The following is a 17,631-nucleotide window of genomic DNA, read 5'->3' on the forward strand; positions in this document are numbered from 1 at the left end:
TAGGCAAGGAAATAAGAAATTTTGCCCTGATAAGGGCATCTGCAAAAGATTAATGTACAAGCATTCCAACATTCATCGGAGCTATCCCATGTCATCCGTCAGGATTCTGCTCATTACCGGCGTCAGCAGCGGCTTCGGCCGGGCCCTGGCCCAGGCGGCGGTCGCGGCCGGCCATCGCGTCGTGGGTACGGTGCGCAGCGAACAGGCGAAGCAGGACTTCGAACGTCTCGCCCCCGATAACGCGACAGGCTACGTGCTGGACGTCACCGACTTCGATTCCATCGCCGGCGTGGTGGCCGACATCGAAGCGGCCGTCGGACCTATCGATGTCCTCGTCAACAATGCGGGCTACGGCCACGAAGGCGTCATGGAGGAATCCCCGCTGGCGGATATGCGCCGGCAGTTCGACGTCAACGTCTTTGGCGCGGTCGCCATGACCAAGGCAGTGCTGCCCTATATGCGCGCGCGCCGGCGCGGACACATCCTGAACATCACTTCGATGGGCGGCTACATCACCATGCCGGGCATCGCGTACTACTGCGGCAGCAAGTTCGCGCTGGAGGGTATCTCCGAGGCGCTCGGCCAGGAGGTGAAGCCTTTCGGCATCCACGTTACGGCCGTAGCGCCGGGTTCGTTCCGCACGGATTGGGCCGGTCGCTCCATGGCGCGCACGCCGCGCTCGATTGCCGACTACGATGCGCTGTTCGATCCGATCCGCAAAGCCCGCGAGGAAAAGAGCGGCAAGCAGCTGGGCGATCCGGAGAAGGCGGCCCATGCCATGCTGGCGGTCATCGGAAGCGACGCACCGCCGGCGCATCTGCTGCTGGGCAGCGACGCGCTAAAACTGGTGCGGCAGAAGCTCGCGGCGTTGACGGACGAACTCGATGCATGGGAAGCGATCACGCGTTCGACGGATGGCTGAGCACTCCCAACCACGGCACGGCGGCGGTCGAAGCGGCATGTGGCGCGCTCAGGCGCGCCGGCCGCTTGAACAGGCGTTCACCTGATCAAGCCTCCGACCGGATGGTGTAGTCGGCCATCACGGACCAATCCTTGTTTCCGCCCCCGGCCTCGACCGCTTCGGCCATCCGGCGATGCACGGCCTCCAGCATCGGCAGCCGCCGCCCCTGCTCTTGCGCCGCCGCGTTGGCAAGCCGCAAATCCTTCAATCCCAGCGTGGCCTTGAACCCGGCCTCGTGCCGGTCCTGGATGATGTGGGACGAATAGACCTGATAGGAACGGCTGCCGAACAGCGTGTTCAGAATCAAATCGAAGAAGCGCTCCCGTCCCAATCCGTTGGATTCGGTCAGTACCACGGCTTCGGCCATCGCTTCGATCGCCATCGCGATCATCATGTTGCAGGCGATCTTGGCTGCGTGAGCCATGGGCGGCTGGTCGCCCATGTCCCAAATCCGCTTGCCGATGACTTCCAGCGCGGGTCTCGCCTTCCCGATCGCCGCCGGCGCGCCGGCCACCAGGATATTGAGTTCACCTTTCGCCGCGACATCCGGGCGTCCAAGAACGGGCGCGGCCACATAATCGATCCCCGCGGCGCGGTGGCACTCCACCAGTTCGCGCGCGAACTCCAGGGAAATCGTCGAACACACCACATGCACCAGGCCGGGCCGGGCTTGCGACAGAAGGCCAGGGTCGAGCAGGACACCGCGGATCGCCGCGTCGTCGGACAGCATCGTCAAAACCACCTCGGCCTGCAAGACCCGCGCGGGCGTCTGCGCGACGCGCACGCCAGCCACATCCCCGCCCGACCGATTCCAGGCGATGACCGCGTGGCCCGCGGCGGCGAGATTGCGGGCAATCTCCTTGCCCATTGCGCCGAGCCCGATGATTCCGATTTCCATAAGCGACTCCTGGTGTATGGCCAATATATGTATCGATCGGTACATTACTTGCGCGGCACGGAGGTGTCAACGATTTATGTATTAATTGGTATATTTATCCCGACAATTCTCGTGGACACTGACATGGCGGTAATGGGACGCCCCCGGACCTTCGACCGGGACAAGGCAATTGAAGAAGCGATGCAGGTCTTCTGGCAGAACGGCTACGAATCGACGTCGCTGAGCCAGTTGAAGGCAGCCATCGGAAACGGCATTTCCGCACCAAGCTTTTATGCGGCCTTCGGTTCCAAGGAAGCGCTGTTCCAGGAATGCGTACAGCGCTACCTATCGACGTATGCGCGGGTCACGGATGGTCTTTGGGACGCTGCCCTTGCGCCGCGCGACGCCATCGAATCCACGCTGCGCAATTCGGCAAGGATGCAGTGCGAACGCGGACATCCCAAAGGCTGCATGATCGGTCTCGGTGTCATGAGCGCGCCGTCCCCGGAACATTCGGAAGTCACGTCGCGGTTGACGCAGTCGCGGGCGCGCACGCGAGCCGGTATCACCCACTGTGTGCAACGGGCGGTCGATAACGGCGAGCTGCGGGCCGACACCGACGTCCGCGCCCTGGCCACCGTATTCGATGCCTTCCTGCTGGGCCTGTCCACGCTGGCGCGCGACGGTGTTCGTCACGGCGCCATGGACGCCGCCATCACGCAGGTCATGTCGGCCTGGGATGCGGCGCGGGCAAACCGCGCCGCTTGAAGCAGAGGCCGATCAGAAGCGATAGGACTCGCCATCCTGCGGAACCAGCACCCGGCTCGGGCTCATTCCTTTTTCGGCAATGTAATCGCGCAACTCCTGGCGCGATTGCGTGCAGTGGGCAAGCGCTTCCATGTGGCTGGCGACCACCTTGGCGTTGGGCAGGGCCTGGTAAGCGCGGTATAGGTCTTCCTTGCCCATGATGAAAGACCCGTCGTAACCGACCAATCGTCCATAACAGGCGTTGACGATCATCACATCGGGACGGTACTGCGCGATCGCGTTCTCCACATACCGGTTCCACACCGTGTCGCCCGCCACGTACACCGTTTTATACCCTGGCCGTTCAAACACGACGCCCGACGACTGGCCCAGGCGTTTGCCCCGGCCGGCAAGCATCGCGTCGCTGCCATGCTGGCCTTGCGTCTTGCTCAGGCGTGTCCCGTTGAAATCGACATTGGCCGTCAGGACGCGCACGTTCTCGAATCCGTACTTGCGGATGCTCTGCGCATCCTCCTCGCTCTGCGCAAAGATGGGCATATTCTTCGGAAGGCTGCGCCTGGCCTCGTCATCCCAATGGTCGTAGTGCTGCGCATGCGTGACGATGACGGCGTCGGCCTTGATCGCTTCGCTCAACGGCATGGGCAGCTCCACCAGCGGATTGCGCAGCTGGCTGTTGTAGGTGCCCTCGAACCCCTGGTATGCGCCTTTCCTGGCCAGCATGGGGTCGACCAGGAAAGTCGTGCCGGCATATTCGATCCTGATCGTCGCATTGCGGATCTGGGTGAACTTCACGCTTTGCGCGCCGGCGCCGCCCGCCTGGCCGGCGCCGGTGTCGGTGTCGGCATGAACCATACCGGCCGCCAGCAAAATGGAACAGGCGGCGGCGATAGACAAATGATGTGGGATCTTCATGAATGGCCTCGACATTGACGGAACGAAAAAGGCATCGCTCCCCATGCCGACCATTGTGTGAATATCCCGCGCCGCGGGATAGGGTCCCGAAGGCCAACGTTCGATAAATTCGGGCCATGCGGAATCCATACCCAGCCGGCGTCGCCACTGTTACTCTGCTCGCATTCCTGCAGCGCCGCTCCCCCGGGGCGGCAGGCGTTATGGCGGACCTCGCACCATGCTCAACCTATTGCTCCAAACCACGATCGAAGCGGCCCCGGACGATTGGAATATCGCGCGCTTCAGCCGCCTGGCATCCTTCCTCTCGGAACAGCGGGATAACGACGGCCGGCCGGCCTTCCGGGTAACGGCGCGCGACCGTTCCTCGCGAGCGGCACCGGATCCCGTGCTGTCGACCCTGCACGATTCCGATTTCGACCAACTCTGGCTATTCGCAGTGGACCCCGGGGATGGCCTGACGCCCGAGGATTGCGAGGGGATCGGGCGATTCCGGCGTCGCGGCGGCGGTGTCCTGCTCACGCGCGACCATATGGACCTGGGCAGTTCGCTCTGCGCTCTCGGCGGCATCGGTGCCGCGCATCACTTCCATAGCCGCAACTGCGAGCCCGACAGCGCCCGCCATTGCGTCGACAACCCCGATTCGGGAACGATTTCCTGGCCCAACTACCACTCCGGCGCCAACGGCGATTTCCAACGCGCGTATCCGGTCGGTAGCGTCCATCCCGTGCTAAGGGACGAATCGTCGCCTGACGGCGTGCTCCAGTACCTGCCGGCACATCCGCATGAAGGCGCCGTCAGCGCGCCGCCGGGCGACGCAAGCAGCCGGGTCATCCTGGAAGGACAGAGCACCGCCTCGGGAAGGCGCTTCAATATCGCCGTGGCGTTCGAACGCTCCGAGGACGGCGGAAGAGCCATCGCCCAGTCGACCTTCCATCATTTCGCCGACTACAACTGGGATCCCGCGGCTGGGTGCCCCTCTTTCGTCACCGAGCCGCCGGGTGACGGGATGATTCGGGTTCCCGAAGCCCTGCGCTCGACGCAGCAATATGTTCGCAATGTGGCCTTTTGGCTGAACGGCTGAACCCAATTCGGCCGATCCGCCACATCCGCCCTCCCCGTTCCAACGGATGGGGCATTGTGAACGGCAATGCGTGTTTCGTAACGGTACCAACAACACGGCATAAATCATTAAATTTTTTAGCCGCGTGGTTACAGATATTGCGGCAAATGGCAAAAGCACTTCGCTGCCCTCCGACGCATATCTAGAATGGGGTCATCGACTACTGCCCCGGGGGGGAGCGGTTATGACCTATGCCCTTAAACACGCCCTCAGATCGACACTGCGGAAATTCGACATCGGCATCGGTCGCTACAGCACCATAGAGAAGCTGATTAAAGACAGCACGGCCACGCACGATGTGGAAATCCTGCTTCAGCTTCCGGAAGAAACCGCGCTGCAACGCCTGAAGTATCTGCGCAAGTCCAAGGCGCAATTAAGACAGGACCTGTTCGTCCTGTCGTCGCTGGGGTTCAAAACAAACGGCTACTTTGTCGAGTTCGGCGCGACGAACGGGGTCGACCTGTCCAATACCTACCTTATGGAAAAGGAGTTCGGCTGGTCGGGAATCGTGGCCGAGCCCGCGAGAATCTGGCATGACGACCTGAAGAACAATCGGGATTGCAGTATCGAAACCGACTGCGTGTGGAAAGACTCCGCCTCGGTCCTTCAATTCAATGAAGTCGAATCGCCGGAGTTTTCCACGATAAACAGCTATAGCGACAAGGATCTTCACAAGAAGTACCGGGAAACCGGCAAGACCTATGACGTGAAGACGATCTCGCTCAACGATATGCTCAGGAAGTTCGGCGCGCCGAAGCAGATCGACTACCTTTCCATGGATACCGAAGGCAGCGAATTCGACATCATCAGCCACTTCGATTTTTCGGAGTATTCATTCCGGGTCATCACCTGCGAGCATAACTACACGCCCATGCGGGAAAAGATATTGGAGCTGCTCGCCAGGCAAGGCTACCAACGCGTATACCAGGATTTGTCCCTTTTCGATGACTGGTACGTCAAGACGGACGCTGTGTAACCGTAAGGCCATTGGAGCGCTCGACCGTGTGGCGTAGTAGCGGATAAACCCGCCGTCCCGTATGCCTACACTCGATATAATCGGGCCATGCGCAAGCGCGTTCCCTCCCCTCGCCGCATGAAGATCGCCATCATCGCTTTCGATGGCATCATCCCCTTCCATTTGTCGGTGCCCTGCCTGATCTTCCAAGGCAACGCCCGCGATCCCGGCGTATCGGCATTCGATGTGACGGTCTGCGCCGCGGACGAAGGCCCGCTGCGCACCACGGCGGGTTTTACGATTGACGCGCCGGCGAACTTCACCGCCGTGGATGCCGCCGACCTCGTCATCATGCCGTCCTGGCACGACGATTGTCGCCAGTCGCCGCCCGATCTGCTGGAAGCGCTCCGGCGGGCACACCGCAGGGGCGCAAGAGTCGTCGGACTGTGCCTGGGCGCGTTTCCCCTCGCCGAAGCGGGTTTGCTGGACGGAAGAACCGCCACGACGCACTGGGAATGTACCGACATACTGGCGCAGCGATATCCGAAGATAAGAGTGGATCCGGATGTCATGTATGTCGACGACGGCGATGTCGTGACCTCGGCGGGCGTCGCCGCCGGCATCGATTGCTGCCTGCATCTACTGCGCCAGATCTCCGGCGCCGAAGCGGCCAACCGGCGCGCGAGAAGATTGCTGGTCGCTCCGCATCGGCAAGGAGGACAGGCGCAATTCATCGAACGGCCGCTGCCGGTCACCGACAGCGATGGCCGGCTTTCCCGCGTCCTGCAATGGGTGAACGAACATATCGAACAAGCCCACACCATCGAATCGCTCGCCGAGCGTGCCGCGATGAGCCGACGCAACTTCACCCGCCATTTCCGGCAGGCGACCGGCACGTCCTTCAAGCAGTGGATACTGAATCAAAGACTGGCGCATGCCCAGCACATGCTTGAAAGCAGCGACGCCACCATCGAGCGGGTCGCACAGGAAGCGGGCTTTGGCACCGGCTTGTCGCTCAGGCAACATTTCCGCGCATCCCTGCGCATCTCGCCATCGGCCTATCGCAGGCAGTTCCTGTCCAACGAGTGCAAACCCGCTCGCCCGGGGCCGTCACGCCATACGCCCCGCGCCACAGACGGCCAGGCCTGAGACGCGTCGATTCGGCACGATCGTTACCCTGACGACGCGGGCGGCCCCAGCCGCTCCATCAGGTTCAACGCGTTGGGCACCGCCTGACCGCGAGCCGTGTTATCGAAGATGCACCACACCTGCTTGCTCCGCTGGTGCGCAAGACGCATTTGGGTCGCGACGGCGTCAAGAAATCTATCGTCATACGCCGAATAGTACATATCGGGCGCGCCGTGCAAACGGATATAGTCCATCGCCGGCAACTCAGGAAACGTCTCGATATTCAGGGTAGGCACAGGATGGGCGCGCACGCAGGCAACGTCCGCCCTGCTGAACACGGTGTCCGACCGTGGCGTGAACCAGCTGGCATGCCGCGGTTCGCACACCACCTGTACCTGCGTCCAGCGACGCAGCAGCGAAAAAAAACGCGCGGCGACCTTCGCATCGAACGCAAGGCTGGGCGGAAGCTGGACCAGAAGGCAGCCCAGCTTGGCGCCCAGCGGCGCGACTTCCTCCAGGAAAGCCCGCACCGGCGCCTCGCACGCCTGCAAACGCCGTTCGTGGGTAATGGCGCGTGGCATCTTCACGCTGAATCGGAAGGCATCCGGGACGCTATCGGCCCACCGCGCATAGGTCTTGGTTTGATGCGAGCGATAGAACGAGGAATTGATCTCGACACAGGAAAACACCCGCGCATACCGCTCCAAATGGCTGCCTTCCCCCGGGAAGCGTTCCGCGCAGCCGGGGGGAAGCGTCCAGCCGGCACATCCGACGCGTATTGAAGAACCTTGTCTTGTAGCCATTCGCGCGTTCCATTCGGCTCCGTGGCGGCTCGACCCGTCGGGCCGGCCCGATGATTGCGTCCGCTTGGCAAAAGCCGGAGCCCTACGCCGGCAAGAGTCCCGCTGCCCTGTAGCTGGCGATCAGCGCATCGAAGAGCTTTATGTCGGAACGGCCTCGCGCCATCAGTTGGGCGCCGGCGATCGCGGCGAATATGGCGGACGCTCGTTTCTTGGCATCCCTGCTTCCGACAATTCCGGCCGCGACGAGATGCTTCTGAAGCCAGGCGACATTGACGTCGGAAAATGCCTGGACCTCTTTCTTCACCGGGTCCGGCAGATCGTCGTATTCGGCGGCCATAAAGCTGCACAGGCACATGCGATTGTCGCTCTCCAACGACTTGCGGAACGTCTCGGGGTATCTGCGCAGGCAATCGGCCGGATCCGGAAACTTCGCGGACAACGCTTCCAATGCAATCGCCGAGTCTTCCCAATAACGCCTTGCGACCGCGGCCGCAAGGTCGGCCTTGCTCGGGAAATGGTGATAGAGGCTTGCTGCCTTCATGCCGACCTCTTCGGCCAGGCTGCGAAGGTTCAAGCCGCCGTAGCCGTGCGCCTGCGCGATCTTTGTTGCGACCGATAGGATTCGGTCGCTGGAACTGGTGCTTGCCCGATGCTCCACGAATCTCCCCTGGGTAAGGCCTTGGCGACACGTAGTATAGCGAGACGGCCTGGCCGCCTCAGGGATGCTCCCGGAGGAGCACATCACGCGATTGCGCAGCCGGCAAATGCCGGTTGGCTCCGCACGCTTGGGCGCTTTTTCATTCTTTCGTACCACGCCAATAGCGCCGTGCATGCTTCAGGTATCGGCAGCTCGACGATCGCGGCGAAGACCAGCCCGCCGATGACCGTGATATCGGCCATCGAGAATGCGTCCCCGGCGACATAGGGCCGGCCTTTCAGCACCGCGTCGAAGTAGTGCATGCCGCGCACGGCCTTGTCCCGTTGCCGGAATCCCCATTCGGGGTTCTGGTAAAGCTCGACCTGCGGTCCCAGCCCGGGGGTCCCATGGTGGAAGTAGACGCTGATAGCGTCGAGCAGCTCCAGTTCGGCGCGCTTGCTCATCATGTGAATCAGGCCTTTCTCCAGTGGCGTCCGGCCGGTCAGCGTGGGACTGCCGTCCAGCCCGTCCAGATACTCCGTAATGGCCGTGCACTCCGCGATGCAAGTCCCATCCTCGAGTTCCAGCACCGGCAACGTACCCGAGTAGTTCTTGTTCGCGATGAACTCGGGCTTTTTGTGTTCCCCTTTGTACAAATCGACCATCACGAACCGGGCCCGCGATTGCAAGTCCTTCTCCGCAAGGGCGATGCGAACCCGAGTCGGATACGGTCCCTGCGGAAAATCATAGATCGTCATCGTCGACGGTTGGTTTGCACCGACACTCTTCACAAGGGCACTCATTGGTGTTCTCTCCACGGTTGGTCGCACGAATGGGACCGGACCTGTTCGTTTACCTAACAAACGTTAGTTAGACGAACAATATGCTGACCGCCGACAGTTGTCAACAACATTGTTTGGAGACGGTTTCCATCGAGCAGTGGTGCCAAGCTTGCGATTGACGCTTCACATTGCGTTACGCCGTATCGCGTAGCAACCCCAGGCGCGTCAGGCTTTCGGCAATGGCAACGATGGCTCCCTCCGGGAGGCGTGGAGGCCAAGCCAGCAGACGCAACTGGCCAAGCAATGCCGCGCGCTCGTCATCGCGTTCCGTCCACCTGCTTCAATAGGTCGATGAAGACACGGAGCGGGGATGGCATGTGCCGGCTGCGAGGGTAATACAGCGCCAGGCCCGGCGTCCGCGGGCACCAGTCATCCAGAACGGTCACAAGCTGGCCCGAGTCGAGAAACGGTCGGGCAAAGTGCTCGGGAACATAGGCGATGCCGCGCCCCTCCACGGCCGCCTGCACGAGAAGATCATTGTCATCGAGGGTCAGACTGCCTGGGACGTCGACCACGATCTCGGCACCGCGTCTGGAAAACTCCCAGCGATAGCGCTTCCCGCTGGGCAGACGTTGGCGGATGCAACGATGAGCGTGGAGCTCATCCGGCGTATTGGGTGTTGCTCTGCCGCCCATATAGGAAGGCGCGGCAACGGCGATAAAACGGACGTCGCCTCCGAACCTCACTGCCACCATGTCCCGCGGGACAGTGTCCAGCAGGCGTACCCCGGCATCGAAACCCAGTTCCACGATATCGACGAGCCGACCTTCCGACACTAGGTCGAGCTCGACGTCGGGGTAGAGATCCAGGAATCGCGGCACCACTGCACTCAGGAGAATGCGGGCACCGCTTTTGTTCGCATTGATCCGCAGTGTGCCGCTTGGCGTGCCGCGCTCCTCCGATACGGTATCGAGCGCCTGATCGAAATCCTGAAGAACCGGATCGAGTCGCGCGAGCAGGCGTGCGCCAGCCTGGGTGAGTGACACGCTGCGTGTCGTACGGTTGAAAAGCCGCACGCCCAATTTTCCTTCCAGTCCGATGATCGCGTGGCTAAGCGCGGAGCGCGAGACACCCATGACGTCAGCAGCGCTGCGGAAACTGCGGTGGCTGGCCACGGCCGCGAAGGCGGCCAGGTCATTGAGGCTGGGACGCACCATTCGTGAACAGACCTCACCATGTCTCACATTGGAGATCTTATATCACCAAATCACCTGACTTACATTCGTAGAGCCGTGGCGCAAGCAGCGGAATGCCCCACAAACCCAGACACCTTGGACCGCGAAGGCAACCACATGACTATTCGACCCGCAATATTGGCCCTCGCCCTTGGCGTTTCGTCTGCGCCTGCCGCTCCGCAGGCCGTCGCAGACAACCAGGTGATAGGCACATGGAAGCTGGTGTCGGCGACGATAGACCCAGGCGGGCAAGACATCCCGGCCTATGGCAAGAACCCCAACGGTCTCCTTGTCTTTACGCCGGACATGCACTTTTCCGCGGTCATCACCGATGCCGATACGCCGCGCTTCGCCTCCGATGCTCGCGGTGAAGGAACGGACGACGAAAACCGCATGGCCATATCGCGCAATATCGGATTCTTCGGCACCTATACCGTCGATGAGAAGGGCGAATTCAGCGGAAACCGCGTCGAAGGCGCGACATTTCCGAACTGGGTTGGCAGCGTCCGCACCCGCGACGATCTGACGCTGGTCGTGACTGGCGACCGCATGACCGAAAATTTTCGGCGACCGGAGGGGACCGACATCCGGATCGAGTGGCAGCGCATCAAATGAAAACCAAGTCCTTGAAGATCAGATGCCCCCAGCTTTTCCCGCGTCCATGCACAAGCAGTCCGCCTTCGGAAAGCCCGCCGAGTTGGATGGGCGCGAAACCGAGCTTCTCCGCAAGCGCGCCGATCTCCGCCGCGGCGCCGTCATCGTCGCTCGCCAGGAACACCACTCTCCTGCCGCCGTGTACGGCAGGGTCCTGGTCAAGGACGGCGGCGACCAAATGATTGAAGCCTTTCACCAGCCTGGCGCCGGTGAATACCTTCGCGACGAAAGCAGAGGACGGCAGACCTCCCAGCTGTTCAAGCGGGGCCTGTGTATTCATCGCGTCGATAATGGTCTTGCCCTTCCAGTCGGGCAGCGCTTGAGCGACCTGCGGGTGCGACTCGAAACGGACCGCCAGGAAGATGATGTCCGCCTTGACGGCTTCCGCCAGGGTTTTGGGAATAATCGTGGGCCCGATCGCGGCCGCATCGGCTGCAAAGCTTTCCGGGTCGCGGGTGGTTGCGACGGCCACTTCGATGCCCTTGCGAGCGAACGCCCTGGCCAGAGCATGACCGATCCTGCCGAAGCCAATGATTGCGTAACGCATATGTTCTCCTTCGTTTCTTGACGCGCTTAGAGCTTGTAGCCGCCGCTCGCTTCTATCGTTTGGCCGGTTACCCAATGGCCTTCATCGGAAGCCAGGAACGCCACGACGGCGGCGATTTCCGAAGGCTCGCCAAACCGCCCCAGTGCGATTTGGGCCTCGACCGCCTTGACGAGCTCGGGGTTTTGCCGAAAATCGGCATTCGCGTCCGTTCGCGTATAGCCTGGCGCTACAGCGTTCGCGGTGATGCCTCGCGGCCCAAGCTCGATCGCGAGCGTATGGGTAAGGGTATTGATGGCCGCCTTTGCCATCGAGTAGACCGGCGCGGCCGTCACGGGTTTCGTAGCGGCAGCGGAAGAGATGTTGATGATGCGTCCACCATCGGCGAGACGATCGAGAGCGGCCTGAATGATGAAGAAAGGCGCGCGGGCGTAGACCGCCATCAGGGTGTCCCAACTCTCCGGCGTCGCGTCCTTGAAGCCAACCCAGCCGGAATTGCCGGCGTTGTTGACCAGAATGTCGAGGGCGCTGCTTCCGCTCCGTTTGGTGAACTCGTCATCGAGCCGCTCGAATAAAGCCGGGACGGTCGCCGGATCAACGAGATCCGCATGGATCGCGAACGCGGTGCCCCCCGCTTTTTCGATGGCGGCGATCGCCTCGTCCGCGCTGGATTTACTGGCGTTGTAGGTTAGCGCGACTGTCGCACCGTCTTTTGCGAGACGTTCGGCAATGGCACGACCAATGCCCCGCGATGCCCCGGTCACGAGCGCTGTTTTGCCCTGTAGTGATTGCGTCATTTGATTTTTTCTCCTTAGAGTTGTGCCAAGCCACCGTCAACGGCGACCTCGCTGGCAGTCATGAAGCTGCTGTCCGACGACGCGAGGAACGCAGCCACCGCCCCGATTTCCGCCGGATCGGCCATGCGTTGGAGGGGCGTCATCGCGCCGTAGGCTTTCTGGCCCTCTTCGCCCAGCGCCTCCTTGGCGAGTTCGGTTGCCGTCGCCCCGGGCGACAGCACGTTCACCCGGATGCCGCTGCCCTTCAGGTCCGCCGCCCAGGTCCGGGCCAGGTTGCGCACCGCTGCCTTGCTCGCGCTGTAGGCCGTGAATCCCGGGGCTCCCGTGGTGCCGGCGCTCGATCCGGTCAGGATGATCGAAGCGCCCGGCCCCATCAGCGGCAACGCTTTCTGGACCGTAAAGATCGTCCCCTTCACATTGGTGCCGAAGATCTCGTCAATGTGCTCGGCGGTGATCTGGCCGAGAGGAAGCGGGCTTCCCGCCCCGGCATTGGCGAAGACGATGTCGAGGGTGCCGCGCTCCCCCTGCACCGCCGCGTAGAGTCGGTCCAGGTCGGCCGGTTCGGAGACCGAGCCCTTCACCGCGCGCGCATTGCGCCCGAGGACGTTCACAGCGGCATCGAGTGCCTCCTGCCGCCGGCCGAAGATAAAAACGAAAGCGCCTTCATCGACGAAGCGTTTTGCCGCGGCCAGGCCGATGCCCGTAGCGCCGCCGGTGACGACAGCGGTCTTTCCATTCAGTCTGTTCATGTCATGTGCTCTATCTTGGGGTTGCCCGCGAACTGGAGAAATGCCGCGTGGCGCTGTATTATGTGGATCACCGATCCAGATAAACACTATATGGATCACTGATCCACTTGTCAAGACAACCCATGCGAGCCGACGCCCAAAAAAATCGCAGCCAGATCCTCACGGTCGCGCGCGACGTCATCGCCGAGCACGGCGCCGAAGCGTCGATGCGCGATATCGCCCGCCGCGCCGGTGTAGGCTTGGCCACACTGCTACGTCATTTCCCGACACGGGAAGCCTTGTTCGAGGCGTTGCTGTGTACCCAGCTGGACACACTGACCCGGAAGGCGGCTGAACTGGAAACCTCGGCTTCGGCTGACGAAGCCCTGCTCGCCTGGTTTCGGGAATTGGTGGTATTCACCCAAAGCTACCGGGGCGTCGTCGCCATGATGGCGGCCGCGCATACCAACCCGGACTCCGCGCTTTACGCTTCATGCGCCGCGGTGCACGCGGCAGGCGCGCGCCTATTGCGGCGTGCGCAGGACGAAGGGACGGCACGCGCCGATATGACGGGGGACGATCTGTTCGCCTTGATAACGGCGCTTGGTTGGGCGGTCGACCAACCCTCATTCGCGTCGCGGGCGGATCATCTCGTTCGCATCATCACGAGCGCCATCCTGACAAGTCGATCTGGCAACGATGCCAGGAAGGCAAAGAAACGGGGCGCCACGTAGGGCTGTGTGCATCGCGTGGGATGGACTGACGAGGCAAACGGCCGAGCGTCAACCTGCGTCAGCCACCGTTTTGCATCACGTCTTCAACGAACTCGGCAAACGAGCGGGCCTTTGTCGTGGCAAGTCGCCCCGTCGGAAACACCGCCCATAGGTCGATGTCGGGAAGCGACCAGTTCTCCAGCAGACGGAGTACCCTGCCGTCGGCCAGTTCAGGCGCAAACATCCAGTCCGAGGCGATGGCCAGCCCCATGTCGGCGAGCACGGCGGCGCGTATGCCTTCGGCGGCGCTGAAACGCGTCCGGCCGCGCACCAGCACCGATACTTCCGTGCCGTCGCGGCTGAAGTTCCAAACGTTACTCAATTGACTGAACACGATTGTTTCGTGATCGGCCAGGTCTGCGGGTACGTTCGGCACGCCGGCACGGGCGAGGTATCCAGTGGTGGCGAGTACCGAGCGCGGCGATGACGCCAGCTTACGTGCCACGATGCCCGAATCGGCCAATGTCCCCATCCTCAACGAGACGTCGATGCCTTCGGCGATCAAGTCGATCGTGCGATCGTCCAGTACCACGTCCACCTCAAGGTCCGGGTTCAAGGCAAGGAAGCGCGGCAGATGCGGGATGACGTGCAAGCGCGCGAACGTGGGCGCCGCAGAAATGCGCAGCCGGCCAGACAGCCCCGTACCCGCGCCGCGTGCGGTTAGTTCCGCCTCGTCCGCTTCTTGTATGGCGACCCGCGCACGCTCGTAAAAGCGCAAGCCCGCTTCGGTGGGCGTCAGCCCGTGCGTGGAGCGCAAGAGCAGCTTTACGCCCAACCGGTGTTCCAGTTGCGCGACAGTCTTGGACACCGCCGGCTGCCCGACCTCCAACACGCGGGCAGCACCGGAGAAAGAGCCAGCCTCCACCACACGGACGAAGACGGTCATCGCGAGTAAACGATCCAAGATATTCCTCGAAGGAATAAAAGTTATCTCTAAATCATAACTGCCATTCCATTGAGAGACCATCCAGAATCTCGATCAACGCTTTCGAGGCCGTCCCCGGACTCCACAAGGAAAGAACATGATCGAGGTTTATGCCTACGCCACGCCCAACAGCGTCAAGGTGCCTATCGCACTCGAAGAACTGGGGTTGAACTACACCCTGCACCCCATCAACGTGAAACAGGGTGCGCAAAAGCAGGAGAGCTTTCGCACTCTGAATCCGAACGCCAAGGTGCCGGTGCTCGTCGACACCCGTCCGCAGACCGGTGAGCGACTGGTGTTGAGCGAATCGGCGGCCATCCTGGTGTACCTGGCCGAACGGCAGCAGCAGTTGTTGCCCTCCGCCGGCAGCGAGCGCGCCCGCGTGTTCGAGCAACTGTTCTTCCATGCATCGGCCGTCAGCCCGGCCTTCGGCAACGCGGGTTTCTTCACCAGGCTCGCCGCCGAACCGCAACCTCTGGCGCAACAGCGGTTCTCCGCCGAAGCCGAGCGCGTGACCGCCCTGCTCGATGGACTGCTCGCCCAGCGCATCTTCATGGCCGGCGACGACTACAGCGTCGCCGACATCGCACATTTCGGCTGGTTCTGGCGGCGCGCCTTCGCGGGTGTAGCGCTGGAAGCCTATCCGAACCTTTCCCGCTGGTACGCCAGCGTCGAACAACGGCCCGCCGTCCAACGCGCCATCGCGCGCGTCGATGCCCTGACCATCGCCTGAAACACTCTCGACTCGAAGGAACATCATGTCCCGCTTCAACGATTACCAGAACGCCTATCCCAACGCCCGCCTGACCCGCTCGCCCGAAGGCGTGCTCGAAATCGCCCTGCACACCGACGGCGGCAAGCTCGTCTTCAACGGCTATACGCACGAGCAGTTCGTCGATCTGTTCCACGACGTCGGCAGCGATCCCGACAATCGCGTGGTGATCCTCACCGGCACCGGCGATGCCTTTATGGACGCGATCAGCCCCGAAGGCTTCGACTTCTTCACTCCGCGCGGCTACGACAAAATCTACCGCGAGGGCAAGAAGGTACTGATGAACCTGCTCGACATCGAAGTTCCCATGATCGCTGCGCTTAACGGTCCGGTGCTGCTGCATTCCGAATACGCATTGCTGGCTGACATCGTGCTGGCCACACCCGAAACGGTGTTCCAGGACAAGCCGCATTTCGACTTCGGCATCGTACCCGGCGATGGCGTCAACCTGCTGTGGCCGGAGGTCATCGGCAGCGTGCGCGGCCGTTACTTCATCCTGACCCGCCAGCAGCTGGATGCGCAGACCGCCAGGGACTGGGGCGCAGTCAACGAAATCGTACCCGCCGACCGCCTGCTGGCGCGCGCCCGCGAGATTGCCGGCGAATTGGCAAAGCTGCCGCCGCTGACCAGCCGCTACACCCGCATCGCCCTGACCCAGAAACTGCGCCGGATCGTCGACGAAGGCGCCGGCTACGGCTTGGCATTGGAAGGCATCAGCGCCGCAGAAGTAGCGCGTTCGATGAATCCGTCCGCTTGATCTTCGTGGTCAGTCGTCCGTGCTGCGGACCACTTGCTTTTCCCAACTCCATCTTTCACCGAGGACTTTCCCATGTCATTGCAAGACAAACTCGATGCCTTCAAGGCAGACTTCCAGGCCGGCAAGCCGCCGTACAACGTGCCGCCCTCAGTCATCGAAACCATGCACCGCGCCACCGCCGAATTGATCGCCTCCGGCGCCGCGCAAAAAGCCTTGAAAGCGGGCGACAAAGCCCCTACCTTCACGCTCAACGACCCGGACGGCAATCCCGTATCGTCCGCCGATCTGCTGCGCCAAGGCCCGCTGGTGGTGACGTTCTACCGCGGCGTCTGGTGCCCATACTGCAATATGGAATTGCAGGCACTGCAAGCCACGCTGCCAGAAATCCGCGCCGCTGGCGCTCGCCTGGTGGCTATCTCTCCGCAGGTGGGCGCCAACAGCCGCAAGTCGGTGCGTCAGAACGAGCTGGAATTCCCGATCCTGTCCGATGTGCACAACGACGTGGCTGCCGCGTTCGGGCTGCGCTTCGAGTTGCAGGACTACCTGGTCGATCTCTACAAGTCGTTGAAGAACAACCTGCCCGCGTTCAACGGAGATCCGAGCTGGACGCTGCCGATGCCGGCGCGCTACGTGATCGCGCAGGACGGAACCATCGTCTATGCCGAGGTCAATCCCGACTACACGCGCCGCCCCGATCCGTCGGAAATGCTACCGGCCATCCGCAAGGCCGCCGCCTGAACCACCGAAATGCCGTTCGCAGCAATCCGAGCGGCAAAGGAGCCTGCATGTCCCGCACTTTTCTTATCACCGGCGCCAGCAAGGGCATCGGACTTGCGCTTTCGACGCGGCTTGCCGCCGCCGGTCATCACGTCGTCGGCCTGGCACGCACCGCACCAGGCGATTTTCCCGGCGTGTTCGTTCCCGTCGATCTCGGCGATGACGATGCCACGCGAATCGCCCTGGACAGCGTTACCCAACGCTTCGCGTTGGACGGTGTGGTGAACAACGTCGGTCTTGTTCGGCCCGCTTTGTTGGCCGATGTGACGCTACCCGCGTTGGATGAAGTCATGCGCGTCAATCTGCATCCCGCGCTCGCAGCCACGCAGGCGGCCCTACCTGGCATGAAGGCGCGAGGCTGGGGGCGCATCGTCAACATCTCCAGCCTGACCGTTCTCGGTATGCCGCAGCGCACGGCTTACGCCGCAGCGAAGGCCGCATTGGTCAGTTTCACGCGCGGTTGGGCATTGGAATTGGCCGATACGGGTATCACGGTTAACGCCGTGGCACCTGGCCCTACCGAAACCGAACTGTTCCGTGCCAATAACCCGCCGGGCAGCGCAGGCGAGCGGCGCTATCTGTCAGGCGTACCGATGGGACGCTTCGGCAGGCCGGAGGAGATCGCCGCTATTATCGCTTTCCTGCTGTCGGAAGATGCGGCATTCATGACCGGGCAGACCTTGCATGTCGATGGCGGCGCGTCCCTCGGACGCACCGCGTTTTGAT

At 62.2% G+C, this 17,631-nt stretch carries 21 protein-coding genes; 11 read left to right on the forward strand and 10 right to left on the reverse strand.

The genetic code is table 11. From position 1 onward, the window contains the following. The first annotated feature begins 88 nt into the window (after window positions 1–88). Window positions 89–922, forward strand: coding sequence for an oxidoreductase (locus tag CAL28_RS17530; protein WP_094844695.1), 834 nt, complete (start codon window positions 89–91; stop codon window positions 920–922). 85 nt (window positions 923–1,007) lie between these two features. Here CAL28_RS17530 and CAL28_RS17535 read toward each other — a convergent pair whose 3' ends face one another. Then, the gene (locus CAL28_RS17535) at window positions 1,008–1,859 is read right to left on the reverse strand and encodes an NAD(P)-dependent oxidoreductase (RefSeq protein ID WP_094842563.1); all 852 of its coding nucleotides are present in this window, start codon (window positions 1,857–1,859) and stop codon (window positions 1,008–1,010) included. A 111-nt stretch (window positions 1,860–1,970) separates the two neighbouring features. Between CAL28_RS17535 and CAL28_RS17540 the strand changes: the two genes are divergently transcribed. Continuing rightward, window positions 1,971–2,606 carry a TetR/AcrR family transcriptional regulator gene (locus CAL28_RS17540; RefSeq protein WP_369597678.1) on the forward strand — a complete coding sequence of 212 codons (636 nt, stop codon included), beginning with the start codon at window positions 1,971–1,973 and terminating at the stop codon, window positions 2,604–2,606. A 12-nt stretch (window positions 2,607–2,618) separates the two neighbouring features. Here the strand turns inward: CAL28_RS17540 and CAL28_RS17545 are convergent, their stop codons facing one another. Then, window positions 2,619–3,518 (reverse strand): MBL fold metallo-hydrolase, encoded by a 900-nt coding sequence (locus tag CAL28_RS17545; RefSeq protein ID WP_094844696.1) that lies wholly within the window; start codon window positions 3,516–3,518, stop codon window positions 2,619–2,621. Window positions 3,519–3,735: 217 nt separating this feature from the next. Here CAL28_RS17545 and CAL28_RS17550 point away from each other — a divergent pair, with 217 nt between their 5' ends. From CAL28_RS17550 to CAL28_RS17560, 3 genes are all read left to right on the forward strand, one after another. Further along, window positions 3,736–4,599: a hypothetical protein gene (locus CAL28_RS17550; RefSeq protein WP_094842565.1), complete on the forward strand. Its 864-nt coding sequence runs from the start codon at window positions 3,736–3,738 to the stop codon at window positions 4,597–4,599. A 223-nt stretch (window positions 4,600–4,822) separates the two neighbouring features. Next, on the forward strand, window positions 4,823–5,614 hold the full coding sequence (locus CAL28_RS17555) for an FkbM family methyltransferase (RefSeq protein WP_094842566.1): 792 nt from the start codon (window positions 4,823–4,825) through the stop codon (window positions 5,612–5,614). Between the two features lie 117 nt (window positions 5,615–5,731). Beyond that, a complete protein-coding gene (locus CAL28_RS17560; RefSeq protein ID WP_094844697.1) occupies window positions 5,732–6,742 on the forward strand; it encodes a helix-turn-helix domain-containing protein in 1,011 nt (336 codons plus the stop codon). Window positions 6,743–6,765: 23 nt separating this feature from the next. Here the strand turns inward: CAL28_RS17560 and CAL28_RS17565 are convergent, their stop codons facing one another. From CAL28_RS17565 to CAL28_RS17580, 4 genes are all read right to left on the reverse strand, one after another. Next, window positions 6,766–7,524, reverse strand: a complete 759-nt coding sequence (locus CAL28_RS17565; RefSeq protein ID WP_094842567.1) for a DUF72 domain-containing protein — start codon at window positions 7,522–7,524, stop codon at window positions 6,766–6,768. Window positions 7,525–7,606: 82 nt separating this feature from the next. Beyond that, window positions 7,607–8,182, reverse strand: coding sequence for a TetR/AcrR family transcriptional regulator (locus tag CAL28_RS17570; protein WP_176464031.1), 576 nt, complete (start codon window positions 8,180–8,182; stop codon window positions 7,607–7,609). An 83-nt stretch (window positions 8,183–8,265) separates the two neighbouring features. Beyond that, entirely contained in the window at window positions 8,266–8,919 is a 654-nt protein-coding gene (locus CAL28_RS17575; protein WP_094842569.1) for a glutathione S-transferase, read from the reverse strand. 341 nt (window positions 8,920–9,260) lie between these two features. Next, the gene (locus CAL28_RS17580) at window positions 9,261–10,160 is read right to left on the reverse strand and encodes a LysR family transcriptional regulator (RefSeq protein WP_094842570.1); all 900 of its coding nucleotides are present in this window, start codon (window positions 10,158–10,160) and stop codon (window positions 9,261–9,263) included. A gap of 135 nt (window positions 10,161–10,295) precedes the next feature. On the opposite strand from CAL28_RS17580, the gene CAL28_RS17585 reads away from it, so the two are divergent. Next, window positions 10,296–10,793 (forward strand): lipocalin-like domain-containing protein, encoded by a 498-nt coding sequence (locus CAL28_RS17585; RefSeq protein ID WP_094842571.1) that lies wholly within the window; start codon window positions 10,296–10,298, stop codon window positions 10,791–10,793. Here CAL28_RS17585 and CAL28_RS17590 read toward each other — a convergent pair. Genes CAL28_RS17590 through CAL28_RS17600 form a run of 3 tightly spaced genes read right to left on the reverse strand, consistent with a single transcriptional unit; the run spans window position 10,786 to window position 12,922 of the window. Then, entirely contained in the window at window positions 10,786–11,379 is a 594-nt protein-coding gene (locus CAL28_RS17590; RefSeq protein WP_094842572.1) for an NADPH-dependent F420 reductase, read from the reverse strand. The two genes, CAL28_RS17585 and CAL28_RS17590, sit on opposite strands and share 8 nt — an antisense overlap. A 26-nt stretch (window positions 11,380–11,405) precedes the next feature. After that, complete coding sequence (locus CAL28_RS17595; RefSeq protein WP_094842573.1) at window positions 11,406–12,173, reverse strand: SDR family NAD(P)-dependent oxidoreductase; 768 nt, start codon at window positions 12,171–12,173, stop codon at window positions 11,406–11,408. Window positions 12,174–12,187: 14 nt separating this feature from the next. Then, entirely contained in the window at window positions 12,188–12,922 is a 735-nt protein-coding gene (locus CAL28_RS17600; RefSeq protein WP_094842574.1) for an SDR family NAD(P)-dependent oxidoreductase, read from the reverse strand. 122 nt (window positions 12,923–13,044) lie between these two features. Here CAL28_RS17600 and CAL28_RS17605 point away from each other — a divergent pair, with 122 nt between their 5' ends. Next, window positions 13,045–13,635 (forward strand): TetR/AcrR family transcriptional regulator, encoded by a 591-nt coding sequence (locus CAL28_RS17605; protein ID WP_094842575.1) that lies wholly within the window; start codon window positions 13,045–13,047, stop codon window positions 13,633–13,635. Window positions 13,636–13,693: 58 nt separating this feature from the next. Here CAL28_RS17605 and CAL28_RS17610 read toward each other — a convergent pair whose 3' ends face one another. Further along, window positions 13,694–14,578, reverse strand: a complete 885-nt coding sequence (locus tag CAL28_RS17610) for a LysR family transcriptional regulator (protein ID WP_094842576.1) — start codon at window positions 14,576–14,578, stop codon at window positions 13,694–13,696. Window positions 14,579–14,696: 118 nt separating this feature from the next. Between CAL28_RS17610 and CAL28_RS17615 the strand changes: the two genes are divergently transcribed. The 4 genes from CAL28_RS17615 to CAL28_RS17630 all read left to right on the forward strand — a co-directional run bounded on the left by CAL28_RS17615 (window position 14,697) and on the right by CAL28_RS17630 (window position 17,630). Then, on the forward strand, window positions 14,697–15,332 hold the full coding sequence (locus CAL28_RS17615) for a glutathione S-transferase family protein (protein WP_094842577.1): 636 nt from the start codon (window positions 14,697–14,699) through the stop codon (window positions 15,330–15,332). Window positions 15,333–15,357: 25 nt separating this feature from the next. Continuing rightward, window positions 15,358–16,128 carry an enoyl-CoA hydratase/isomerase family protein gene (locus tag CAL28_RS17620; protein ID WP_094842578.1) on the forward strand — a complete coding sequence of 257 codons (771 nt, stop codon included), beginning with the start codon at window positions 15,358–15,360 and terminating at the stop codon, window positions 16,126–16,128. A 72-nt stretch (window positions 16,129–16,200) separates the two neighbouring features. Next, on the forward strand, window positions 16,201–16,866 hold the full coding sequence (locus tag CAL28_RS17625; protein WP_094842579.1) for a peroxiredoxin-like family protein: 666 nt from the start codon (window positions 16,201–16,203) through the stop codon (window positions 16,864–16,866). Window positions 16,867–16,913: 47 nt separating this feature from the next. Then, window positions 16,914–17,630: an SDR family oxidoreductase gene (locus tag CAL28_RS17630; protein WP_094842580.1), complete on the forward strand. Its 717-nt coding sequence runs from the start codon at window positions 16,914–16,916 to the stop codon at window positions 17,628–17,630. Window position 17,631: the final 1 nt, after the last annotated feature.

The organism is Bordetella genomosp. 11 (assembly GCF_002261215.1).
Classification (GTDB): Bacteria; Pseudomonadota; Gammaproteobacteria; order Burkholderiales; family Burkholderiaceae_B; genus Bordetella_C.

What these genes read in the sequence shown, in the direction of transcription:
- CAL28_RS17550 (WP_094842565.1), top strand. Translation starts at nt 3,736, where the DNA reads ATGCTCAACCTATTGCTCCAAACCACGATCGAAGCGGCCCCGGACGAT.
- CAL28_RS17530 (WP_094844695.1), top strand. Translation starts at nt 89, where the DNA reads ATGTCATCCGTCAGGATTCTGCTCATTACCGGCGTCAGCAGCGGCTTC.
- CAL28_RS17565 (WP_094842567.1), bottom strand. Translation starts at nt 7,524, where the DNA reads ATGGCTACAAGACAAGGTTCTTCAATACGCGTCGGATGTGCCGGCTGG.
- CAL28_RS17625 (WP_094842579.1), top strand. Translation starts at nt 16,201, where the DNA reads ATGTCATTGCAAGACAAACTCGATGCCTTCAAGGCAGACTTCCAGGCC.
- CAL28_RS17585 (WP_094842571.1), top strand. Translation starts at nt 10,296, where the DNA reads ATGACTATTCGACCCGCAATATTGGCCCTCGCCCTTGGCGTTTCGTCT.
- CAL28_RS17600 (WP_094842574.1), bottom strand. Translation starts at nt 12,922, where the DNA reads ATGAACAGACTGAATGGAAAGACCGCTGTCGTCACCGGCGGCGCTACG.
- CAL28_RS17605 (WP_094842575.1), top strand. Translation starts at nt 13,045, where the DNA reads ATGCGAGCCGACGCCCAAAAAAATCGCAGCCAGATCCTCACGGTCGCG.
- CAL28_RS17580 (WP_094842570.1), bottom strand. Translation starts at nt 10,160, where the DNA reads ATGGTGCGTCCCAGCCTCAATGACCTGGCCGCCTTCGCGGCCGTGGCC.
- CAL28_RS17595 (WP_094842573.1), bottom strand. Translation starts at nt 12,173, where the DNA reads ATGACGCAATCACTACAGGGCAAAACAGCGCTCGTGACCGGGGCATCG.
- CAL28_RS17555 (WP_094842566.1), top strand. Translation starts at nt 4,823, where the DNA reads ATGACCTATGCCCTTAAACACGCCCTCAGATCGACACTGCGGAAATTC.
- CAL28_RS17545 (WP_094844696.1), bottom strand. Translation starts at nt 3,518, where the DNA reads ATGAAGATCCCACATCATTTGTCTATCGCCGCCGCCTGTTCCATTTTG.
- CAL28_RS17630 (WP_094842580.1), top strand. Translation starts at nt 16,914, where the DNA reads ATGTCCCGCACTTTTCTTATCACCGGCGCCAGCAAGGGCATCGGACTT.
- CAL28_RS17615 (WP_094842577.1), top strand. Translation starts at nt 14,697, where the DNA reads ATGATCGAGGTTTATGCCTACGCCACGCCCAACAGCGTCAAGGTGCCT.
- CAL28_RS17590 (WP_094842572.1), bottom strand. Translation starts at nt 11,379, where the DNA reads ATGCGTTACGCAATCATTGGCTTCGGCAGGATCGGTCATGCTCTGGCC.
- CAL28_RS17560 (WP_094844697.1), top strand. Translation starts at nt 5,732, where the DNA reads ATGAAGATCGCCATCATCGCTTTCGATGGCATCATCCCCTTCCATTTG.
- CAL28_RS17620 (WP_094842578.1), top strand. Translation starts at nt 15,358, where the DNA reads ATGTCCCGCTTCAACGATTACCAGAACGCCTATCCCAACGCCCGCCTG.
- CAL28_RS17575 (WP_094842569.1), bottom strand. Translation starts at nt 8,919, where the DNA reads ATGACGATCTATGATTTTCCGCAGGGACCGTATCCGACTCGGGTTCGC.
- CAL28_RS17535 (WP_094842563.1), bottom strand. Translation starts at nt 1,859, where the DNA reads ATGGAAATCGGAATCATCGGGCTCGGCGCAATGGGCAAGGAGATTGCC.